Source organism: Nitrospira marina (assembly GCF_059568365.1).
The window spans coordinates 2418205-2440086 of the sequence record NZ_JCANTH010000001.1 but is presented as its reverse complement, the minus strand read 5'-3'; the positions used below and the strand labels follow the sequence as shown (position 1 = coordinate 2440086).

Here is a 21882-nt window from a genome sequence, read left to right as displayed (position 1 = left end):
GGATTCCAGAAATGTCAAAGCCCGCATGCCCGATGGAGAATGGTGAATGCGTCAGGTACGTGTCCATATTTTGAGTCATCTTAATACCCTGAGAAAAACGAAAGATCTTTCGGAGGGTGTGGGACTGTTCGACCTGGGCCAGATTCTTCGCCTCCGGCTCAGAATGGTCAGATGGTGCGGGCGTTCCGGTTCACCTTGCCAATGTCTTATGCCGGTGCCTTGCAGATTGCCACATGACACAGCCCGTCACTCTTTCCCGTCTCATTGTCTGATTCCTTGCCCTATTATTTACGATTTTTTTTTGGTTGGACAATAGGGGAGGGGTTGAAGGCCGACTACGGATTTCTTGTTCGCTGATAGTGTTGGCAGGATCGGACGAAGGCCCGCAAGAGCCGTTGGGTGGTTTGGCTGCGGAGTTGTCGTTCCGGATGCCACTGAATGGTAAAAATATGAGGGTATTTGGGATGTTCCATCGCCTCGATGAGCCCGTCGCTGGCGATGGCGGCAGGAATGAAATCTGGAGCCAGTGTCCGGACGCCCTGGTGATGTTCTGTGGCCACTACCTTGCGACCCTTTCCGAGAATTTTTGCTAATCGAGTGCCCTGAATGACTTTGACTGGGTGCAGCCCGTTTTTCTTTCCTTCATGGTCCACATTGTAGCCCTTCTTGGGCGGGTGAATATGTTGATGAAGGGTTCCGCCTTCCAGGACATTGATCAGTTGCATGCCATAGCAAATTCCTAAAATGGGTAACCGACGGGTTTTCCCGGCCTTGTATAACCAGGCTTCAAATTTGGACCGGTTTTGAAACGCAACTTTTGTGCGTTTTTTGGGGCGTTCTCCATACCAGGTTGGATCCAAATCGTCTCCTCCGACAATGACTAACCCGTCGATGCCTTCCAGATAGCGGTTGCGAAGGGTTTCCCTGTGGTTAATCGGGAGCAACACGGGATGGCCGCCCGCTTCGGTGACGGCGGCCGCATAGCGGTGATCACATAACAAGTCGTAGTTGGCGAAGTCCTTACGTTTAGACACGGCTTCACAGGTGATCCCGATTAACGGGGCGGGATAGCGTTTACTCATCGATGGATGCTCGTTTTCGACCCAGCCATACTCGTTCGGTGCCGGGAAAGGGCACTTCCAGTTCTGCGGCAAAATCCTGCAAGGTATTGCCACTGAGCAAATGCCCCAATCCTGAGCGATAGCGTTTGGCGAAACGGCGTTGCCAGGTTTGCGGGTGCTCGCGAATGGCCAGGGCCACCGCATCATGAATGAGCCGGGCTCCGTTATATCTGCGTTTGAGCAAGCGCAGGACCTCATAAATTTCTTCAGGAATATCCATGGCGTCGAATTCCTCCCGGTGTTCCCACAAGAACTGGTCTAAATAGTCCGGAGCCGGCATCCATTCGCGTTTCCAGGGAAGCCTGGCTTTCATGCCTTTCGTGGCGGCTTCTGTCCGGGCGAGGAGGTAATCGGCATGGCTCATCCGATTGGCCGCGGCTTCTCCCCGCAGCCATCGCAGGCAGACCGCCTTGACCAGGCATAAATTAGCCACGACAAATTCTGGAATATTGGAATCGAATACCCGTATTTCCAGAGTGGGCGGTTTGGTTTTCCGGCCTTTGCTATAGACCAGTTCCCTGGTATCCACCGATGTGAGATCCCCTCGTTTTGTGGGGGTGAAGTAGGTGGCATTTCCACGAAGAAACCGGTTGGAGGCTTTGCCCGTGACTTTTTTGTCCCATATGGGAGAATTGGCTCCGGTCGCGATGAGCAACGGAAGCTGGTCATGGAGATGCCAGCTGAGTGCGGTGGCTTCTTGTTTGGTGAGTTTACGATTGGCGACAGAGATGTGGAGGTGGGTGCCGGCAAATCGGTTCGTCCAGCCTCCCACAAATAACGGCACACGATAGTCCTGTTCGTCTTCTCGACTGCGATACAGGCCTCGCAGATATTTTCGCAAACCGGCCTTAAGTAAAAACAGGCTTTCCCGGATGGTCGTGAATGGTCGGCTATTATATTCACTGCCGATGGAGGCATCCCGGGTAAATCGTTCGCCGGATTCAGAAAGACCAGGCCGGGGTTTTGACAGGCGTCTGCCGATCTTGTGATCGGTAACATTGATGCTGTACGCCTCAATTTCGACGCCGATGACGATTCGTTGATGAAACGGAGTTTGTGTTAGGCCTGGCATGGCAAAATCGTATGTCCTTATCGGTTGTGGTGGTCCAAGAACGGGATTGGTTTTGTGTCCGGTATCTAATCAGATTTGTGCCACCTTCCCTTGGCGGAACTATCCGTCAGAGAATGAGATTTTCCTGCGAATGGGAAGAGGTTGGGCTTGGTGAATGTACAGCAGACCACTGCAGCGTATCCCGCTCAAAGTTTCGGGAATAACTTGTAATGTGGAAACACGTTCAAATAGATACCGAAATATTGGAAGGTCAATGGTACAGACAACAGGAACTAATTGTATCCCCCTGGGCAGGAAGAGTCTAGAAAAAATATTGTTCCTCGATTGTTTCGGATTGTTCCTGGGGTCCAAGGCAACAGGGTTTGAGGTAGGTTTGGAAGTATGTGTACAACCAGAGATACTCTAAACCAGGCAGGCGACAAACATCTGCTGTATTGGCGAGGCCCTCTCCCAATTTGTCGTCCTGAGCCCGTGGGAAGGTCTGCGACAATAAAGATTAGCCACAACTAAGACTGAGGGCCTTCGATTGAACTCGGACTGATCCCCTTTGACTGCGCTCAGGGCAGGCTTGTCGAACAGCTCTGGAGGACAAGGTCGCTCAAAATGGCATCGCCTCCCACGGCGTGTTCGCTTCGCTCATGGTTAAATATACCGTGAACATTGTCTGACCACTCGCCTACAAAAAGTGCCGGAATTAGGCGCCCATGACGGCCGCTTTTCCTCTTTTGACAAAGTCGTCAACTGTTTCTTTAGTATTATCTAGCCAGTCTTCGGCTTGATCCAATGTATCGGACGCAAGATCCTGTAGGTCTTCTCTGGTTCGTTTCCCGGACTGTGGGGCCCACAACAGCCCTGCTGCGATTCCCAATGTAATTCCGGACACAAAGGCCATGGTTCCGATTGCGCATCCTGAAGACATCCTTTTCATTTCGACCTCCCTGGTTTTATCCGTCTGCTGAAAATGGTAAATATTGCCCGTCCCGTTCGGTTTACTTTCTCACACACACAACCTTTATGTAGAAGCAACTGACATGCCAGTGATGGTTGTTCTGTTCATTATAAACGATGACCTGATTTTGAGCATTATGTGAATTTCCAGTTCGATTCTGTAATCAAGATGGAACAATTTGTCTTTGTGTGAGACGGTTTGTTTTGGTAAAGGATAGACTTGCTGGGTTTTGGGGTAAGAAAAGTTGCCGGGACATGCACTGCCCTCGCTTGAGGTCTATGGACTCTACCAATTCCGAGAAGGCGTCATGGGTTTGATATGGCCTGTGGGCCGTGCTTATTTGTTCATGGCAGGAGGGCTTGTGTATGTCAGATGACATGTTGAGTTCAGACATATCCGCTTTTATTCAGATTCACCATGCGACGGTGTACCGGGGCACTCAGCCTGTCCTCCATGATCTGTCTCTGGCGATTGCTCAGGGCCGTTCGACGGTCATCCTGGGTCCAAATGGTTCAGGCAAATCGACACTCATGAAGCTGCTTTCGAGGGAACTGTATCCCGTCGCCGGGTCGGATCGTTATGTCCGGCTGATGGGGAAGGAGCACTGGAATGTGTGGGACCTACGTTCACAGATCGGGTTAATTTCGGCGGATATGCAACAAGCTTATCCCTGTCATACAACCGGGCTGGATATTATTCTTTCGGGATTTTTCTCTAGTTTGGATGTGTATGAACATCAAACCATCAGTCTCCGACATCGCACCAGAAGTTCTGAGATGTTGAGCATCCTCGGGATTGCCCATCTTCGGGATCGCCCTTTCGGGGAAATGTCGACAGGAGAACAACGGCGAGCCTTGTTGGGTCGGGCTTTGGTTCACGAGCCTCAGATCCTTGTGTTGGATGAGCCAACTACCGGGCTGGATGTGCAGGCTTGTTTTCAATACCTTCAAATCATTCGGAATTTTATACGCCAAGGAGGAACGGTGATTCTGGTGACGCACCATGTCCATGAAATTCCTCCGGAGATTGAGCGGGTTGTGTTGTTGAAGCAGGGCCGGATCATGAAAGATGGTCCTAAGGGGGATGTTCTGAATGATCAGAGTTTGTCTGCCCTTTTTGAGACTCCGGTTCATCTTCTTCATGATCAGGGGTGGTTTCAGATTGTTCCGGCCTTACCCGGATAAAATCGGGTCATGAAGACCGTGTAATGGGCTGAGGATGACATTGCCTTCCGGGACGTGTTCTATTCTCTACAGGTTTCTCGTTCATCCGGTATGGCCTGGGCCCGAAGTTTTCCAATTTTTTTTAAATCATGTGTTAAGGAAAGAGAGCGGATATGGTTGACGGATTTCTTCTCTTTACGGTCTTGGATGTATGGCGGATGGTGTTGCCGTTAGGGTTGACACTTCTATTGCTGATGACGGACCTACTGTGTCGATGGCAGAGCGATTCTCCCCATAAAGGCCTGCGCGACGTTCTCAGCCCCTTGGTCCTTCGCTTAACGCTGGGTTTATTGGTACTGTCCGGGATTGTCGGTCTTCTTGTGCCCGCCATCCTTGGGTATCCGCTGCCGGAATCTCATATTGCCGGGGGACCGTGGAGCTATGAAGAAATACTGGGTTTTGTGTTGGGGGGAATCTGTCTTTGGAAAAGCCGGCCGCCGGAATTTCCTGGAGGAAATTCAGGCCTTGTCTGGCTGACTGGTGCAAGCATGCTCTTCTTTGGAGCAGGTGTCGTATGGATTGGGCGATGGGATGCGATGGCTCATGAGGGGTATGTGGGCGGTGGGTGGTTTCTCCTTGGATTGTCGACCGTGGATTGGACTCGTGTCATTCCGAAAAGCCTTCACCTCCTTTTTGCCAGCTTGGCGGCAGGGGGGTTGGTGGTGACGTTGCTTGGTCTGCTCGGATGGTCCGGTGCGTCGAATGGTTCCGCCTCCACCATTCTAAACCGCTACCGCCCTTCTGATGAGCGTGTTCGATATGGTGTTGGGTGGATGTTAACGGGGCTGGTTCCGCAAGTGCTTATCGGACCCTGGTTGTTTCTCGTTTTGGGTGAGGTGCCGAGGGGAGGACTGATTGACGGGGCAGGTTTGCCCTCTGTCTTCTTCTTTGTGGGGGTAACGACTGCGTTGCTGGCCATGGTCTTGTTGAATGCGTCATTTATGGTTCCCCAGGTCAAAGGGCTTGTTTGGGGAGGGCTCATTTGTACGGTGATTACGCTGGTGCTGATGGGGATGATTCGGTATGTGATGTTTCTGGGCACCCTGCAGGCACAGGGGATTCCCATTGCGATTGGAAATCTGACCCTGTTTCATCTTCTGACCGTTCTGATCCTAACAGGTCTTGTTGGAGCGATTCTCGTTCGTTGGTGCGTATGGCCCATTGCTGTTCTTCAAGCAGGGTCAAACCGTGCTGGAGACTAGACAAATCTTGGTGAGCAATTTAAGGTAATGGCATGCATATTTCAGAAGTGTTGCGGACGTATAATCCTGCGATTAGTTTTGAGTTTTTCCCTCCAAAAACGGAACGGGGTTTTCAAGAACTGTTTGAAGCGATTTCAGCCCTCATGCCGTTAAAGCCTGCCTATGTCAGTGTGACCTATGGTGCTGGCGGATCCACCCGTGAACGCACGCATGATTTAGTGGTAAAGCTCCAACGGGAAACCGACCTGACCATTGTGTCGCATTTAACTTGCGTGGGGTCTAGGCGTGATGAAATTCATCATATTCTTTCGAAATATCAGGGGAGCGGTATTCATAACATTATGGCTTTGAGGGGAGATCCTCCCAAGGGAAGCAAGGATGTCCAGATTCCCGAAGACGGCTTTCAGTTTGCGTCTGACCTTGTGCGGTTTATTAAGCAGCAGTTTCCTGAGATGGGCGTGGGCGTGGCAGGATTTCCCGAGGGGCATCCCGGTACGCCCAACCGGTTACAGGAAATGGACAATCTGAAACGAAAAGTCGACGCGGGAGCTGATTATATCTGCACCCAATTATTTTTTGATAATCGGGACTTTTTCGATTTTTGTGAACGTTGCGAAGTCGTGGGCATTAAAGTTCCCATTATTGCCGGAATTATGCCGATAGTTTCACGAAAGGGCATGGCTCGGATGTCTGAGTTGGCGCTTGGAGCCCGTATTCCTGCCAAACTGTTACGGGCTATGGATCGAGCTGAAAATGATAACTATGCGGAAGGGGTTGGCATTCATTGGGCAACCGAACAGGTGGTGGATCTTGTGGATCATAAAGTGAAGGGAATTCATTTTTATACCTTGAATAAATCAAAAGCGACCTTGAAAATTTATGAATCTCTCGGCATTCAAAGTTCGGAAAGTTTGCAGCATCCGGTTGAATAAGTCCTGCCTCAGTAATCCTGTATTTTCCTCCACTCATCAATGATGGGCATTCGGTTTCTCAGAGCTCTCTTGGCCTGGCCTCTGTTTCCCTCTTTTTAGGTTTTGTGGTGGCTGTGACCTATCTAATTGGGTGGGCCAGGAGATTGGTTTTTCCCCTTTCCCCTTATGGTGTATCTTGGGTAAGATGTCTTGGGTTCTAAAGGAGGATACTCATGACGAAGAATGCAGGATTTCAAGTAACAGTTGATTTGGATGGCCGCCAGTGTATGGTAATTGGTGGTGATGAAGAGGCTGTGGAGAAGGTGCATCGCTTGTTGGATGCCGGAGCAAAAATTACTGTGGTCAATCCCACTCTTCATGTTGATTTGCGGAAGTTGACCGCCTCAGGAAAAATTATCCACCGGGGACGGACTTTTCGATCGGGAGATGCCCAAGGGGTTGTGCTGATTATGAATGTGTTGAAGGATGATTTGGACTTGGCCAAGTCCTTATTTGAGTTGGCGAAAACCGAACGTTTCCTGGTGTGGTCGATGGATTTGCCTGAGTACTCCACGATCATGATGCCGGCGCTGGTCAACCGCGGGAATCTTCGAATAGCGATTAGTACGAGTGGAACCGCTCCGGCTCTGGCCAAGGTGCTTCGGCACAATCTTGAATTGCTGTTTGATGAAGAATTCGATCAGTTTCTGGATTGGCTGGGCGCCCTGCGTGAAGAGCTAAAGACCACTGAAGTGAGCGATCTGCGACGTCGGGAGCGCTTGGCGGAAGCGGTCAATGGCTTTCAATTGTCCGGGGAATTGCAGTATCCCAATAGTTGGAAGTTGTCCGGTGAAGAGCAGGTGGAATCCGTTGGAAAGGAAGGTGGGTAATGGTGCTGTTGGAATTTAGCATGTCACCTCTTGGTAAGGGTGAAAGTGTCGGAAAATACGTGTCACGGTCACTGGACCTGATTGATAAAAGCGGGGTGGAGTATCGCCTCAATCCCATGGGGACGGTGTTGGAAGGGGAGTGGGATGACGTGTTTCGAGTCGTGAAGCAATGCTATACCAGAATGAAAAAGGATTGTCCGCGGATTTCTTGTGTAATTAAGGTTGATTACCGGCGTGGCCACAAAGGCCGGTTAACCGGAAAGGTGGCGAGCGTGGAGAAACATTTGAAGCGTAAGCTGAAAACGGCATGATCCTGAAACGGTTTGAACGAGCCAGGATGGCCGTGTTGAGGAGTTATTCCAATATTTTTTTGGCTGACTCCGTTGAAGTGTGTGAAGGAGAGGAGTCAAGTGTAGGGGGAAGGTAAATCCGGTTCGCTTTTCCTCCGATCCCGCACAACACTTCATAGGGAATCGTATTCAACCATCCGGCATGATCTTCAGCTGTTATTTCCCGTGTTCCCTGTTTTCCCAGTAATACGACCTCGTCTCCAACCGTTGGCTGCGGAATGTCCGTGACATCCACCATCATCATATCCATGCAAATTTTTCCAATGATGGGGGCCTGTTCTCCTTTGATGAGGACATGTCCGACTCCCGTGAGGTGTCTGGGAAATCCATGGGTATACCCCACCGGCAGGACCGCGATTTGAGATGGCCTCCGTGTACGGAATAGGGCGTTATATCCTACAATTTCACCAGGCTGTAGAGACCGGAGATGGGCCACGTATGTGGTGGCACGCATCACCGGTTCAAGAGTGAGGGATTGGGGCGAATTCTTCTGCGGGGGTGCGTATCCATATAACATTAATCCAGGTCTGACCATTCCCAAGTGGGCGGTTGGATGAAACAGGATTCCTGCGCTATTGGCCATATGCAGTATAGGTGGTTGGACTCCCAATTGCTTTGCTTGGTCGATAAAGGCCAAAAATTTTTTGATTTGAAGATTGGTTAAGGTGTGATCCTGATTGTCGGCATCTGCAAAATGGCTTAAGAGGCCCTCTATTTCAATGAGAGGGGGCGAGAGCGATAGTTTGTTAAGAAGGGAGAGGGCTTCATCCGCCTCGAAGCCGAGTCGGTGTAATCCGGTGTCGACTTTGAGATGTATGGGAAATGGGGTGGCGCGAGGAAAAAGAAGCTCGATAAGTTGTTGAACGATTTCTGCACGAGAAATCACCGGAGTAAGCTGATGGCGAATAACTTCGTTTAGATGCTGAGGGAGGATAGGCCCCATGACCAGGATGGGGCAGTGAATGTGGTGTTCTCGAAGGGTTATCCCTTCCATCACGGATGCCACACCAAATCCAAAGATTCCCAGGTGCTCCAGAGTCTGAGCCACAGGAATCGCCCCATGGCCATAGGCGTCAGCTTTAATGACGGCCAGAATTTTTGTAGATGGATCGACCCATTGCCGGATTTGTTGGAAATTCCTGGTTAACGCATCAAGACTGATAGAAACGGTAATCGGTGACGAGACGTGTCGGAGATTGGAAGGTGAAGGTGGCCTAATCGGTATCACAAATATTCCTCAAATCGCGAGTATTTCTTCCTCCTTTTTCTTGGTGAGATCATCGACGGTCTGTATAAATTTATCTGTGAGTTTTTGAATTTCTGCCTCTAGCCGGTGCTGGGTATCTTCTGTCAGTGAGCCTTCTTTGTGAAGGTGTTTGAGTTCGTCATTGCCTTCCCGACGAAATCCACGAATCTGTACCTTGGTTTCTTCCCCGTATTTTTTGCTGAGTTTGACCAAATCTTTTCGTCGTTCTTCACTCAGTGGGGGAATGGGAAGCCGGATGAGTTTGCCATCATTGGATGGAGTGAGGCCAAGCTCTGAACTAATGATGGCACGTTCAATTTCTCTGATTTGGGAGGTATCCCATGGCTGAATGGTGATCAGTCGGCTCTCAGGAATCGCAAGGTTGGCAACTTGCTTGAGTGGAGTGGGTGTCCCGTAATAATCAACGGTGATATGGTCGAGTAATCCCAAGGAGGCGCGACCGGTTCGAAGGGACATGAATTCCCTCTTGAGGTGCTCAATGGCTCCCTCCATTCGCTGCGTGGTTTTAAGAATGGTTGGATCGTTCATGATCATTCCCCACGTTAAGTGACAAGCGCATTTTTGGAAACAATGGTGCCGACCGGTTCCCCTTCAAGGATTTTTCTGATATTTCCTGATGAGGTCAGATCGAACACAATGATAGGCAGATCGTTATCCATACAGAGTGTAATGGCTGTGGCATCCATGACTTTCAAGCTTTTATTGAGCACCGATAAAAATGGTAACTCCGTGAAGCGTTTGGCCGAGGGTGTCGTCATAGGGTCCGCGTCGTAGATGCCATCAACCTTAGTGCCTTTCATGATAACATCCGCACCAATTTCCATGGCTCGGAGCGCGGCGGCGGTGTCGGTGGTAAAGTAGGGATTCCCGGTACCGGCGGCAAAAATCACCACGCGCTTTTTTTCCAAATGCCGAATTGCTCGGCGACGAATGTAACTCTCGGCTAACTGCCGCATTTCAATTGCCGATAAGACGCGTGTAGGGATATCTTTGCTCTCTAAAGCATTTTGTAAAGCCAGAGCATTCAGCAAGGTAGCGAGCATGCCCATGTAATCGGCCGAAGCTCGCTCCATGCCAGAGGCACTGGCAGCAAGACCTCTGAAAATGTTGCCACCTCCAATCACAATGGCCATTTCGACCTTCAGGGTCAGAACGTCGGCAATTTCGGCTGCGAGATTTTGTAAAATTGAAGGTTGGATGCCGTAGGTTTGCTCTCCGGCGAGCATTTCTCCACTAATTTTCAAGAGGACCCGACGATATTTGAGGGGCATTAGTCCTGGCCGAGTTGGTAGCGTGTAAAGCGACTGATCGTGAGGTTTTCTCCTAACTTCCCAATTTTCTGCGAAAGGAGATCTTGAATGCTGATGCTGGGATCCTTAATAAAGGCTTGTTCCAAGAGGCACTGCTCTTGATAGTATTTTTCGAGTTTCCCCTTGATGATTTTCTCCCAGGTCCCTTCGGGTTTTCCGGACTCTTTCATCTGTGCGAGATAAATATTCCTTTCCCGTTCGATCAAGTCCACCGGAATGTCTTCCCGTTTAATGTACATAGGATGAGAGGCAGCGATTTGTAAAGCCACTTCCTTAACGAAAGCTTGAAATTCTTCATTGCGTGCGACAAAGTCTGTTTCACAATTGACTTCAATCAGGACTCCTATTTTTGATCCTGAATGAATATACGAGGAAATAATACCTTCTTTGGTTTCTCGGCCTGCTTTCTTTTGTGCAGCGGCCAACCCTTTTTGACGCAATAGATCGATGGCTTTTTCGACATCATTTCCTGTGTCTTGAAGGGCTTTTTGGCAATCAAGGATTCCGGCCCCTGTTTTGCCTCGCAACTCCTTCACCAAGGCACTCAAACTAGACATGTGCATGCTCTCCTACTGACAGTGGTATAAATTTCAGTTTTATTAGATGAACCCAAGATCCTTAGACAGGTTGGGTATTCTTGTTTGGCACAACCGATGGATGACCTTGCTCGGTGTTGTCGGGAAGAAACCCTTCGCCATTCGCCACTGACTCCTGGCGCTTCCGGCGAAGTTCCGTACCTTCTATGCAGGCGTCGGCAATCTGTCCGGTAAATAATTTGAGGGATCGAATGGCATCGTCATTACCGGGTATAGGAAAGTCTACGCCTTCAGGGTCACAGTTGGTGTCGACTAACGCAATAACCGGAATGCCAAGGCGATTAGCTTCCTTGACCGTAATGTGCTGGATCCTGGTGTCCAATATGTAAATGCACCCAGGAATATCATTCATGCCTTTAATACCGCTTAAATATTTTTCCAGTTTGGCTTGCTCTTTTTTCATGCGAACGATTTCTTTCTTTTTGAGTCGTTCGTATGTGCCATCGGTTTCCGCAGCTTCAAGTTTTTTAAGTTGGTTAATGCTGCGACGGAGTGTCTGGAAATTCGTTAACATACCACCTAACCATCGCTGGTTAACAAAAAACATTCCACAACGATTGGCTTCTTCCTCCACAATACCCATGGCTTGCCGCTTGGTCCCCACGAATAAGACGGATTCCCCGGCAGCCACTGTATCCCGGGTAAATTCGTAGGCTTTTTGAAAGCATTGGAGAGAAATTTGGAGATCAATAATATAAATGCCGTTTTTTTCCCCAAAGATATAGCGTTTCATCTTCGGATTCCAGCGATTGGTTTGATGCCCGAAGTGAACCCCAGCTTCTAATAACGATTTAATCGTGACCATAACGGACCTTCCCACCCCCTTTCAGAGATATTCGAATTAACACAAAACCGTGGATTTTTTAAAGAAACACAAAACAGTAATTTGGCTCAAATGGGACCGGCAGGAGACAATAGAGGTGGATTGTCTTATCAGGCAGGCTGTTCCAAGTGAAGAGACATTCATGCAATTATAGAGATGTTCAATATTTTTCCATTAAACCAATGGAGATTAGCATAGGTGAAAATTATAATTCAACCCTGACTATTTTTATGGGTATGCAACGCGCTTTTAGCTTCGGAGAGGGATCGTAGAATGAACTGAAAGTGTTCTGAGGAAAATCTTTTTTGAATCAATGCTATTTTTGACTCTGTGAGCCTTCATGGCTATAGTCAGTCCGCATTCAGATATTTTTATAATGAAGGAGTGCGAAGGATGGTTGAAGTACCTCTCAAATTATATGTGCAAGCGCTCTTGAAAGGAGCGAAGGAGGCTGCTCGCCCCATGGCGTGCCTGTCTTCCAGTGTGAAAAATCAGGTCTTAAAGGCGATGGCTGAGAGTTTAGTCGATCATACTCAGGAAATATTGGAGGCCAATGCCAAAGATCTGGCTGGCATTTCTAAGGAAACCGATCAACAAGCCCATCGTGAGGCGTCAGAACGGATTCGAATTTCAGAAGACACGATTCGCCTCATGTACCAAGGATTGTTAGATCTGCAAGCTCTTCCTGATCCAATCGGAGAGGCCAGTCATGCCTGGCTAACTCCAGATGGAATGCAGGTTCATACTGTCCGTTCTCCGTTGGGTATTGTCGCGGTGGTGTCGGATATGGGGCCTTTGATGACCACGGAATCGTTTGGGATGTGCATGAAGACCAACAATGTCTGTGTCTTTCGTGGTGGGACCGAGTGGTTTCACACTAATAGTGCGATTGTTCACTATCTCCAAGCGGCGGCGGTGTCCAATGGTGTTCCTAAAGGGGGGCTGACATTTCTTGACCGGAGTTCCCCAGAGGCGGCCCTGGAAATGGTGCGATATCCTCAGTATGTCCAAACCGTCATTGCACGAGGGAGTGCTGGTTTACGAAATGGGATCTTGGAGCATTCGAGGGTTCCTGTCATTGGATTTGAGGGGGGGCTGTGTCATGTTTATGTCGATCAGGATGTCGATATCCCTTTAGCTCAAACCATTGCGGTGAATGCCAAACTTCAAATGCCATCTGCAGCGAATGCCATGGATACTCTCTTGGTTCATCAGGGCGTTTGTCGGCATTTATTGCCAGGGTTAACACGAAGACTTCTTCAGGAGTATCGTGTGACTTTGTGTGGCTGTCCTAAAACGGTTTCCATGATGGGTATTTTGGAAATGACCGGGCATTTAGGGATTAAAGCGGCGGAGGAAGCGGATTGGGGGAGGAAATATCAATCCTTAACTCTGAATATTAAAGTGGTGAAAGACAGTCAAGAAGCTATCGATCATATTGGGACCTATGCCCCAGGGCATACCGATACTATTGTAACTCGAGACTACCAGTTAGCCATGCGCTTTGTTCGAGAAGTCGATTCGAGCGCCGTTATGGTGAATGCTTCGACCCGTCTTCATGGCGGGCCCCAGTTTGGTCTTGGTCCAGATATCGGGAGTAATAGCACTCGTTTGCATGGGCGAGGTCCTCTTATTCTCTCGAAGCTCACGATTGAAAAATATATGGTATTGGGAACTGGACAACTTCAACAGCCACATCCAGTTCCTCAGATCTACCAGGATGCGATGATGTTATCTGCCAAGTTCTAGCTTTTCAGATGAAGCATGAATGGCCGGCCCTTTCGTGTCGGCTGTGCATATACCCAGGTCTCCGTTCCCCATTCCTGTTAGTGGTCTTTCTTCTATCCCTGTGTTTCTTTTGTTTCCCAACATTTCCTGTATTCATTTTTTAGAGGAATTATCTTAATCTGGTTTATTATGGGATATAAAAGGGAAGAAATTTCTGATTACCCTGTGGAGCTTCTCCCGTATTTGCTGTCATGGGGATTGCGAGAGTTTCATGATGAGGCGTCATATTATGACTGGCAACGAGAGACTCTTTCCAAAGAGGAATTGTGCGACTTTCAACGGTTACTCGAGCATCGAGACGATGGTGAAGACGGAAAAGGCGACATTGATTTTTATGATGAATTGGCACGTCGGGATTTTATCCCTGTTCTGTATTCCCAACGGTTCCATTATTTTTTGACGGTTGGAACCTCTGTGTGTGGCAGGATTGCTCCAGCAAACCAGGTATTGGACTTTGGTTGTGGAGTTGGCATTCTAACCATTTTTTTTGCCCAACAGCATCCTGACATTGAATTTGTAGGAATCGATCGGTCCTCTCAATCCATTAAAGTAGCTTGTTTCGAAGCAGAAAAACGAGGAATCCGGAATGTTCGCTTTGAGGTCTCTCAGGTGCCACAACAGCAGATCTCGGGAACTTACGATCTTATTCTTTCGACTCATGGGTTATTTCAGGCGGAACGGGAGCCAGGGCTTCCAAGCCAAACCTGGAACACCTTTCAACGTGCCTTTGACCTTCAACGACAGGAGCAACTGGAAGTTCTGACGGGAATACGGGAACGCTTAGATGCCTTGTTGCGGACGTTAGGGCCAATGGGACGTATGATCCTTTTTGAGAAAACTTGGAATCTTGGTCGACGAATTTTATTTCAACGAGCATTAGATGCCAGAGGCGTGTTTCCCATATCTTCTCCGGTTTTCTGCCGATATCGGTCAGTTGATGAAGAGGTGATCGATGGACCTCTGTATGAAGTTGCCCGACTCTCACATGGTGTGAAACCTTTTGAGTGGAATGAGGAACCGTATCGGGAAGCAGGCGAAACACTTTATCGTTGTATCGGAATTGCCGCCGAGCGAATGGGGCAGGTCCTGGTTAAGGATGACGTGATTGCCAGCATTACTGGTGATCATTCCAATTTGGGCTCCTGGATGTTTCGTTTCGGACTATGGAAGGAGGTCTTAGCTTGGGGTTTGTGCGAGCATTCTTCTGGTTTGACAGGGTTGGTTATTGGGGGTGAGGCAGATCGGGATTTATTGTATCAATTAGTTGAAATTGTTACGCACATAACCGAATCCGATTTTCAACAATTGGTTCATGACTTTTGGGGAAACATGATTCACGCTCCTGAGGATCCGTCCTTGCCTTGCTATGAAAACCACCATTCCTCTGCTCAAATCATTTACGAGGGTCTTCCCTCCAAATGCATTCAACAGGAGACGACCTGCCGGGATGGTGGGGGAAGAGAAATGCATATTGAGTTAGGGACCACAACCCGATTGACGTATCTGTATTGCGCCAATAGTTTCGATCAACGACAGCTCGTTCTTATTGATGAAGGACGGGCTCAGGTCCTATATGAATATTATCGAGAGTCTCTGCAGCGCCCACCCGGTCCACCTGCCTGAGTTTATTCAAGCTGAGTCGTTCGTCCGGTTCTTTATTGCGTTTCAAAAACCTGTAGTGTGCGCTGTTGGGTTTTTGCATAGCAGGTGACTGCTTCATATGTCTCCTGCTGAACGTCTGGGGGGAGGGATGCCCAATCAGATGGGAGGCCAACAGTGAGTATGTGCCCATTATCCCTTATGCCCTTAATCCTACCGATGTATAGATAATCCAATAAAACTTCTCCATTGGCTTCTCCTGAACAGGCTTGCGCTGTGGAAGTGTTGCCGGGATTTCGATTCCCATACTCAATCGAGATGGTCATAGACCAGAAAAGAAGACTTGACAAGAAAATAAGGATAAATCGCATATGACTAGATCTCCCTACTGCGAGGAGTCTGTCTGACCTACCCCTACAGGTAAATACCTCAAAGGTAGGACCCTAGAATTAACGGCATGTCATGGCGGCAGGGTCTTGGGAAGGAAATTGGACTGGAGTTTATTGTCAAAGCAAAAAGCCTACCTCAAAGTGATTGGGCATCCGTTTTCTTAAGATGCCTTGGGAAATTTCCGACAAAGAAAGAAAGTGAGGTTATGAAATGCACCCGGCAAGAATTGTAAATTTCGTGGCTTGATCTGTTCTTGCCATGGCCCACATCATTGGATTTCACGAAACACAGTGAACAGAGAATGGCTCATACAAGGTGAAGAAGGAATGTCCGGGTATCACGAGGGAAGGATCTCTTAGGTAGATGGATGGTGGAAGCTTCTTGTTTTGGGTATTGATCGCAACCTGCCTGATGCATTGGTTGACGGTCTTTTTGCTTCTTCGTCGGGTCCGTTCGACTGAAAACCCCCTGGTGTGGAAACTCTTAAGTGCGGCAGTTGGGCTCCTGGCCATTCAAAAAACCTATGGGGTATCTATTCCTTTTCTTGAAATCAATCCTCCTCCATTAAATTTTGTGAGTACATGGCTTGGTTTTGTTATCGCGGGATTATTGCTAGGCGGAATCGTGCAGTTGTCTCCATTCCTGTATCTTCTTCAACGCAATAAGGAGTTGTTAGCCGTCATTGATGAACGAAATGCTATTATTCTGCATTTTCATGAACGAATAGCCCTCGCCTTGCATAAAATTCAAATGGCTATGGAAGTAGGGCGTCCCACCACCTTCATTATTGAGCAAGTGGCGGAAATGTCAGAAATGCTCCAGGTGTTTTTGGAGAATCTCAAGGCAGGAGTTTTGCTTGGAAACAAATTTGAGGTGGCTCTTAAGACTCTTGTTGAGGATTTGAGTCGAGAAGCCCCATTCCCGATATTGGTCTATGTTGATCCTTCCTGTGAGAATCATCTGTCACGGGAGCAGGGTGCCCAACTGTTACATATTGTACGAGAAGCCGTTCGGAATAGCGTACAATATTCGCATGCCAAACGAGGGCAAGTGTCTGCAAAGACGACGCCTACAGACACAATTATTGAGGTGTCAGATAATGGAAAGGGCTTTGAAGTTGATCTTGTCGGGGCTCAGGGACATGGATTGGGAATTATGGTCAATCGGGCAAAGAAGATAGGGGCTCGTCTAAAAATTCACAGTCAACCGTCTAAGGGGACTTCGGTATTCATTGAAGTGCCATTTAATGAATCGTCGCCTGATAGAGGACATTCCGCTTCATTAGTCAATGTCTCATTGAATGCAAACAAAAACGTTCATGTTGGGTGACGTTTGTGTCCAATGCTTCCGAAGAGAGAGAGAGCCTTCGGCTTCTTCTGGGATCAGAGAGGCAAAGGGGAAGAAGGAACTTGGTGGCGGTGGAGGGATTTGAACCCCCGGCCCGCGGCTTATGAGTCCGCTGCTCTACCACCTGAGCTACACCGCCGTATTTCACCTTGAACAAAAAGATCTATACCATAGCTAGAGAACTTGGGACAAATCTTTTTCTGAAAAATGATCAAGTTTTAGGTGGATTTCTTAGCCCAGCATCCTGGATTCAATGAGAGCCGCCCTTACTTGATCCTTGTAAGTCCTAGGGATCGTGGAGATACTTTTAAAACTCTTATTTATTTTTCTTGGAAGGTTTTTATGACTTCAACGGCTGCTCCAAACATCAAGCAATCCGTTCTGGTTGGGCGACAAGCTATTTTTGATCGTCAAAATGGAGTTTTTGGGTATGAACTCCTGTATCGAGATGGTCAAGGCAATAGTGCGCAAGTAGTTGACGGGGATGAGGCTACCGCCAGGGTCATGGTGAATACGTTTTTAGAGATGGGAATTGACCAAATTGCTGGGACGAGTCAGGCGTTCATCAATCTGACAGCAAATTTCTTTTTAAGCCAAAATTATGAAGTCCTGCCAAATCACAATGTGGTTCTTGAGGTGTTGGAGTCCATTGAGCCTACGCCCATCGTCATCCAATCTCTTCTCAGGGCTAGGCAACTTGGCTACAAAATTGCGTTGGATGACTTTATCGTTCGAGATTCTCATCGAGCATTATTAGATGTTGCGGACTTTGTGAAGGTGGATATATTAGCATTAACGAGTGATCAGCTTCTTGAGCAAATTGATGTGTTGAAGCAATACCCGGTTCGATTGCTTGCAGAAAAGGTCGAAAATCAAGAAGTCTATGCGCTGTGTTATGAAAAAGGATTTGAATATTTTCAAGGATACTTTTTTTGTAAACCGCAAATCATGGAGGGAGTCAAGCTTTCCGGTAACCGCATGGCGATAGTGCTTTTATTGGCCAAATTGCAAGATCCTGATATTCAAATAAAAGATCTTGAGGAATTAGTCGAAAATGACCTGTCACTAAGCCTTAAACTTCTTCGTTTTGTGAACTCTGCGTCTGTTGGCCTTCCTCGAGTGGTTAATTCAATTGGACAAGCCGTGGGGATGGTAGGCACCGAACGCATGCGGCAATGGGCATCCTTACTGGTGCTGGCTCATACTGGTGGAAAGCCAAGCGAGCTGATGCGCATTGCCCTCATCCGGGGACGAATGTGTCAAGGTTTGAGCCGGTTGCAAGGAGAGTCTACCAGCCAAGGTTTTACCGTTGGCCTCTTTTCTGTATTGGATGCCTACTTTGATTGTGAGATGAAGCAACTGTTGGCAGACCTTCCTCTTGCTTCTGAAATTCTGCTTGCTCTGACCGAAGGGCAGGGTTGTTTAGGGGAAATTTTAAAATGCGTGATGTCCTACGAACGAGGGGAGTGGGATCAAATTGAGAACAGTCGTTTTGAACCCCATGTGGTGCGACAAGAGTATTTTCTCAGTACGGAATGGGCCAACGAGGTCATGAAGACAACTCATGCCGGGAATGAAAAATAGCGGAGAAGAATGAGGTGGCAGGTTTGGAAGCGAGGATTATCCCCTTCGTTTGTCGTCTGGTTCTCCTACGAAATAATTCAGCACACCTAAGCCCTTCTCGCTAAGCTCAATAGGCTTATCATCAGATTCAGGGGCCAGTTGGTCATCAGGGAGTTGTGGATAAATTTTGATCCGTAGGCTTTCTTCCAACCCTTCATCTGAAAAATCCATATCATTAATCAGAGCGTGTAATCGTTGGAAAGCTAAAATAGAGCGAGCATGGGATTTCCATGTTCCTGAGAATTCCGTGTCATTTACCTTGGTAATGCTTGTCCAAAACTTTGATTCTTCAGGCTCTGACATGCTTCCGTCGACGAATGCTCGTAATTTATCAAGTAACGCTTCCTCTGTTTTTTCCAAGCCATCGTATTCAACCATTGACCTTTCAATAGGACGTTGGGATAGGAGGGCAAGAGTTTCTTGCCAGAGGTTAATTGGTTGCAAGGACTCATTCGGTGCGGAGAGTTTTTCCTGGTGTTTTTGTAATTCAGTCAGAAAATGTTGAAGGGCCTTGACCTTCCTGGCCACTAAACTCCCTAAAGGAATTCCCCAGACATGAGCAATCTCGTGATCCTTTAACGGGGAGTTTCCGGAAGCAATGAATTCATTTTGAGCGAACTTCAAGCGACGTCTGAAGATCCCACGTCGTCGCAAAAAGCCCTGATATTCCAGGAGCAGTCGCTGTATTTGATATTCCTTCGTGGAGAGTTCCTGATTATCCCATGCACGCTGTAACTTCCGGAGTTCCTGTCGAAGTAGAATCGAGGGTGCTTGGGTTTTAGCATCCTGCAAAACATTCTGGGCCAATCCAAATTCTGAAATGAGCAACCGTTCTGCAATTTGAATGGATTTATCAATGGTTTTCAATGCTTGAGTCAGGAATTCAATGTGCATTCCCGGGCGTTCTCGTTTTTGTCGGTAGTAACCTTTGTACTGGTTCGCCCGGGATGTGATATTTCTTTCGGCCTCAAGAGAGAGCGGGTTTCCTTTTGGCTGATTGCCTGCCAGGAAGCGGGAATCGGGTTGATCGCTGACCATATAGTCGATGGCTTCAGAACTCAGGTTCATGTACTGCAACAAAAGAAGCTCCAGCATGGTGCGGCCTTGAGTGGGAAGCGCCTGAATGGCTGATTCAATGTGTTCAAAACGCAGTGTTGTAGACATAATTATTTATGAGCTCAAGGACAAGATTTGTAATCCAACCTTTAGTTTTATGTAGTTTTATGGAGTGCCATTATCAAGAGATTCGAGGCATGTGGCTGCGTATTCTCTTAGTTGCTGTACTGTTCCATTGGCATAGAGTTCTCGGGGAATTTCAATTTTGACTAATTGCGATGGATCGACCCCCCGTTCTGCGGCCCAATCTTCGTCAATATATAAAGTTACCGCGCCATCTTTGTCCCGGCGCACAAAAAGAATATCTTTTTCCCCTTCCATCTCTGACACTCCCAAATGAAAATTAGACTTTGATTTTCTTGATAACACACCTCTTTGAGGCCTGTCAAAATGGTCGGGTGCCTTGAAGGAGGTTAACCAAAGGTTCTGAAATCCAATGCATTTTAGAAGAAATTTGTCGCTGCAGGTGGGAGAATCGGTAAGGCAAGATGCCGCTGTTGTAACTGATGAAATCATCCGTACGCACTGTCGGCAGGAGCACCATTAAGCGTCAGCCCTATCTCGGAGAGAGAAAAGTTTGAATCTATCGGGAAAATTGGAATTATAAGCACATACAGATACCCTTCAATTGAAGGGTATCTGAAAAGGGATTATGTTTGTATGAAGTCTGTAGGCTGGTCTAAAGGGCATTAAGAGAATGATTGAGAGAGATTACCCTCCGAGAGTTTCAACAGCTTCTTTAAGACTTTTCATAATACAGGTAAAAATTGGAATATCACGTTTGACATACCGGCTGCCTTCGGTAGAGCGTAATTCCATGACGAGGTCTAGAAAGTCCTGTGGTGAATCGGTTTCAAAGGCGACCACAAATTCCTGATCATCCAATCCAAATGAATAGGTGGTATTGAGTTTGACTGAGGGGTATTTATGCCCAATAGCGATATGTTCATCCATCATGCCTTGTCGAGCGGCTTTGGTGAGCAGGTACCATTCTCTGGTTTTTTCGAATGGATATACAAATATATATTTCGCGCGGCCAGGAGAGATTTTCAATCTTCGACTTTCTTGGCCCTCATGCACGTGATGATCGACGTATATAGATCGTTTTGTCATGGAAAGATATGAGTACGGCGTGGTAAGGTACCGTCCCAAGCCTGTAGCCAAAAGCTTTGAACTCATTTCTTGAAACATTTCAAGATCATAGCTAATTCGCCACAACATAAAGTCGCAATCACCTCGTATGCCTGTTGTGGTGTAAGGCACGACAATGACTTTGCCGGAATATTCTTCCGCAGCGCGGATAAATTCTTGCTTGCCGAGGTCTCGCTCTTCTTTGGGAAGGCGTCTCCACAAAGGATCGACTTTATAGAAAGCAAAATTGACAAATTGTTGTTTGGCAGCCTCTTCGGCACCAGCCATAATCATACCTCCCCTGGAAAGAAAACCCGTGTTTTTTTAATCACTTAAAAAAATAGGTCTTAACATCGCTACTGCAATATTGTCAATGAGCAGGTGGCGTGATGGCTGTTAAGATCCATTCGGAATAGGAGGAGTCAGGAATAGGACTTGAATCTTGAGGGGGGAGAACATTTTTAGGTCATAGCCAATGAATCAAATCTTGTTTTTTCAACAATTTTCCCAATATGTGGGGTCTTTACTGGGGTTGGTAAGAGACGCCGGTTTTTGGTTTCTTTTGCTTTTGGAAGCGGGGCTGGGCATCTTAGTTTCCTCTCCGGTGTGGGGTATTGTTCCACATCCCTCGGAATTTCAAATTCTTGAAGCCATCAAAAATGGTCAGGAGGGAGCCCGAAACCGAACTCCACCCAATAGGCTGTATTGGCATTTCGGTGTATCTTCTGATGAGGTTCCTCAGGCCCATGGATTTCTTATGACGAAATTAAATGGAATTGCGGTGATGTCCAGTCATTTTGCTCTTCGAGGAGAACGTCTCGCATCCCAGGATATTCAACGAGTCCTGGATGAAAAATCCCTTCAAGTCGTGGTGATAATTTTTGGGGATTCCCCAAGCTTTGCCAAAGATAGTTATCTTTTGCTTAAACAAGGAGATCGGTTGATCAAGCCTGATCGTGTTCGGTTTGATGCCAGAGCGACGCTGCACAACCCAAGCCAAGGCCCTTCCATGTATCGTGCAAAAATTGTGGCGTCCTTTAACTATGACGTTTTTGATGCCTTGGCTCAAACCACCGTCAAAGCCTTCCCAGGAACAGGAGGCGAAGTGACCTTTGATCTAGATTTTGCGTCCATTCCCTAAGGGTCATGGGAATGGGTGAACAACTGTGTTTGA

Annotated in this window: 22 protein-coding genes and 1 tRNA gene; 10 read left to right on the top strand and 13 right to left on the bottom strand. The window is 47.7% G+C overall.

The genetic code is table 11. The features are described 5' to 3' along the window. Positions 1-335: 335 nt before the first annotated feature. The 3 genes from LX98_RS10145 to LX98_RS10135 form a co-directional block, all read right to left on the bottom strand. Positions 336-1082, bottom strand: coding sequence for a gamma-glutamyl-gamma-aminobutyrate hydrolase family protein (locus LX98_RS10145; protein ID WP_496428785.1), 747 nt, complete (start codon positions 1080-1082; stop codon positions 336-338). Continuing rightward, complete coding sequence (locus LX98_RS10140; protein WP_496428784.1) at positions 1075-2193, bottom strand: glutamate-cysteine ligase family protein; 1119 nt, start codon at positions 2191-2193, stop codon at positions 1075-1077. The genes LX98_RS10145 and LX98_RS10140 overlap by 8 nt, the downstream gene beginning before the upstream one ends. 694 nt (positions 2194-2887) lie before the next feature. Beyond that, positions 2888-3121, bottom strand: coding sequence for a YtxH domain-containing protein (locus tag LX98_RS10135; RefSeq protein WP_442433981.1), 234 nt, complete (start codon positions 3119-3121; stop codon positions 2888-2890). 386 nt (positions 3122-3507) lie between these two features. Here LX98_RS10135 and LX98_RS10130 point away from each other — a divergent pair, with 386 nt between their 5' ends. The 5 genes from LX98_RS10130 (at position 3508) to LX98_RS10110 (ending at position 7679) form a co-directional block, all read left to right on the top strand. Next, positions 3508-4326, top strand: a complete 819-nt coding sequence (locus LX98_RS10130) for an ATP-binding cassette domain-containing protein (protein WP_496428783.1) — start codon at positions 3508-3510, stop codon at positions 4324-4326. Positions 4327-4478: 152 nt separating this feature from the next. After that, positions 4479-5567, top strand: coding sequence for a hypothetical protein (locus LX98_RS10125; protein WP_496428782.1), 1089 nt, complete (start codon positions 4479-4481; stop codon positions 5565-5567). A 32-nt stretch (positions 5568-5599) separates the two neighbouring features. Further along, on the top strand, positions 5600-6499 hold the full coding sequence (metF, locus tag LX98_RS10120; protein WP_496428781.1) for a methylenetetrahydrofolate reductase [NAD(P)H]: 900 nt from the start codon (positions 5600-5602) through the stop codon (positions 6497-6499). A gap of 212 nt (positions 6500-6711) precedes the next feature. After that, positions 6712-7368, top strand: coding sequence for an NAD(P)-dependent oxidoreductase (locus tag LX98_RS10115; RefSeq protein WP_496428780.1), 657 nt, complete (start codon positions 6712-6714; stop codon positions 7366-7368). Further along, a complete protein-coding gene (locus tag LX98_RS10110) occupies positions 7368-7679 on the top strand; it encodes an MTH1187 family thiamine-binding protein (RefSeq protein WP_496428779.1) in 312 nt (103 codons plus the stop codon). Before LX98_RS10115 ends, LX98_RS10110 begins: the two co-directional genes overlap by 1 nt. A gap of 43 nt (positions 7680-7722) precedes the next feature. On the opposite strand, the gene alr is transcribed toward LX98_RS10110, so the two are convergent. The 5 genes from alr to rpsB form a co-directional block, all read right to left on the bottom strand. Then, complete coding sequence (alr, locus tag LX98_RS10105; RefSeq protein ID WP_496428778.1) at positions 7723-8946, bottom strand: alanine racemase; 1224 nt, start codon at positions 8944-8946, stop codon at positions 7723-7725. 9 nt (positions 8947-8955) lie between these two features. Next, a complete protein-coding gene (frr, locus tag LX98_RS10100; protein ID WP_312640923.1) occupies positions 8956-9513 on the bottom strand; it encodes a ribosome recycling factor in 558 nt (185 codons plus the stop codon). Between the two features lie 14 nt (positions 9514-9527). Next, entirely contained in the window at positions 9528-10256 is a 729-nt protein-coding gene (pyrH, locus tag LX98_RS10095; protein WP_496428777.1) for a UMP kinase, read from the bottom strand. Further along, positions 10256-10852, bottom strand: coding sequence for a translation elongation factor Ts (gene tsf, locus LX98_RS10090; protein ID WP_496428776.1), 597 nt, complete (start codon positions 10850-10852; stop codon positions 10256-10258). The genes pyrH and tsf overlap by 1 nt, the downstream gene beginning before the upstream one ends. Before the next feature lie 61 nt (positions 10853-10913). Then, positions 10914-11696: a 30S ribosomal protein S2 gene (gene rpsB, locus LX98_RS10085; RefSeq protein WP_496428775.1), complete on the bottom strand. Its 783-nt coding sequence runs from the start codon at positions 11694-11696 to the stop codon at positions 10914-10916. A gap of 411 nt (positions 11697-12107) precedes the next feature. Between rpsB and LX98_RS10080 the strand changes: the two genes are divergently transcribed. Further along, positions 12108-13463 carry a glutamate-5-semialdehyde dehydrogenase gene (locus LX98_RS10080; protein ID WP_496428774.1) on the top strand — a complete coding sequence of 452 codons (1356 nt, stop codon included), beginning with the start codon at positions 12108-12110 and terminating at the stop codon, positions 13461-13463. A gap of 168 nt (positions 13464-13631) precedes the next feature. Further along, on the top strand, positions 13632-15125 hold the full coding sequence (locus tag LX98_RS10075; RefSeq protein WP_496428773.1) for a methyltransferase domain-containing protein: 1494 nt from the start codon (positions 13632-13634) through the stop codon (positions 15123-15125). Positions 15126-15157: 32 nt separating this feature from the next. Here the strand turns inward: LX98_RS10075 and LX98_RS10070 are convergent, their stop codons facing one another. Continuing rightward, positions 15158-15472: a hypothetical protein gene (locus LX98_RS10070; RefSeq protein WP_496428772.1), complete on the bottom strand. Its 315-nt coding sequence runs from the start codon at positions 15470-15472 to the stop codon at positions 15158-15160. Between the two features lie 382 nt (positions 15473-15854). Here LX98_RS10070 and LX98_RS10065 point away from each other — a divergent pair, with 382 nt between their 5' ends. After that, complete coding sequence (locus LX98_RS10065) at positions 15855-16820, top strand: ATP-binding protein (RefSeq protein ID WP_496428771.1); 966 nt, start codon at positions 15855-15857, stop codon at positions 16818-16820. Positions 16821-16901: 81 nt separating this feature from the next. On the opposite strand, the gene LX98_RS10060 is transcribed toward LX98_RS10065, so the two are convergent. After that, positions 16902-16977: transfer RNA gene (locus LX98_RS10060), tRNA-Met, on the bottom strand. A gap of 203 nt (positions 16978-17180) precedes the next feature. Here LX98_RS10060 and LX98_RS10055 point away from each other — a divergent pair. Then, positions 17181-18422, top strand: a complete 1242-nt coding sequence (locus LX98_RS10055) for an HDOD domain-containing protein (protein ID WP_496428770.1) — start codon at positions 17181-17183, stop codon at positions 18420-18422. Positions 18423-18458: 36 nt separating this feature from the next. Here the strand turns inward: LX98_RS10055 and LX98_RS10050 are convergent, their stop codons facing one another. The 3 genes from LX98_RS10050 to LX98_RS10040 form a co-directional block, all read right to left on the bottom strand. Continuing rightward, positions 18459-19625 carry a hypothetical protein gene (locus LX98_RS10050; RefSeq protein WP_496428769.1) on the bottom strand — a complete coding sequence of 389 codons (1167 nt, stop codon included), beginning with the start codon at positions 19623-19625 and terminating at the stop codon, positions 18459-18461. 57 nt (positions 19626-19682) lie between these two features. After that, complete coding sequence (locus LX98_RS10045) at positions 19683-19898, bottom strand: hypothetical protein (protein WP_312747169.1); 216 nt, start codon at positions 19896-19898, stop codon at positions 19683-19685. Positions 19899-20288: 390 nt separating this feature from the next. After that, a complete protein-coding gene (locus LX98_RS10040) occupies positions 20289-20996 on the bottom strand; it encodes a chlorite dismutase family protein (protein WP_312747172.1) in 708 nt (235 codons plus the stop codon). 187 nt (positions 20997-21183) lie between these two features. Here LX98_RS10040 and LX98_RS10035 point away from each other — a divergent pair, with 187 nt between their 5' ends. Continuing rightward, positions 21184-21849 (top strand): hypothetical protein, encoded by a 666-nt coding sequence (locus tag LX98_RS10035; protein ID WP_496428768.1) that lies wholly within the window; start codon positions 21184-21186, stop codon positions 21847-21849. Positions 21850-21882 lie beyond the last annotated feature (33 nt).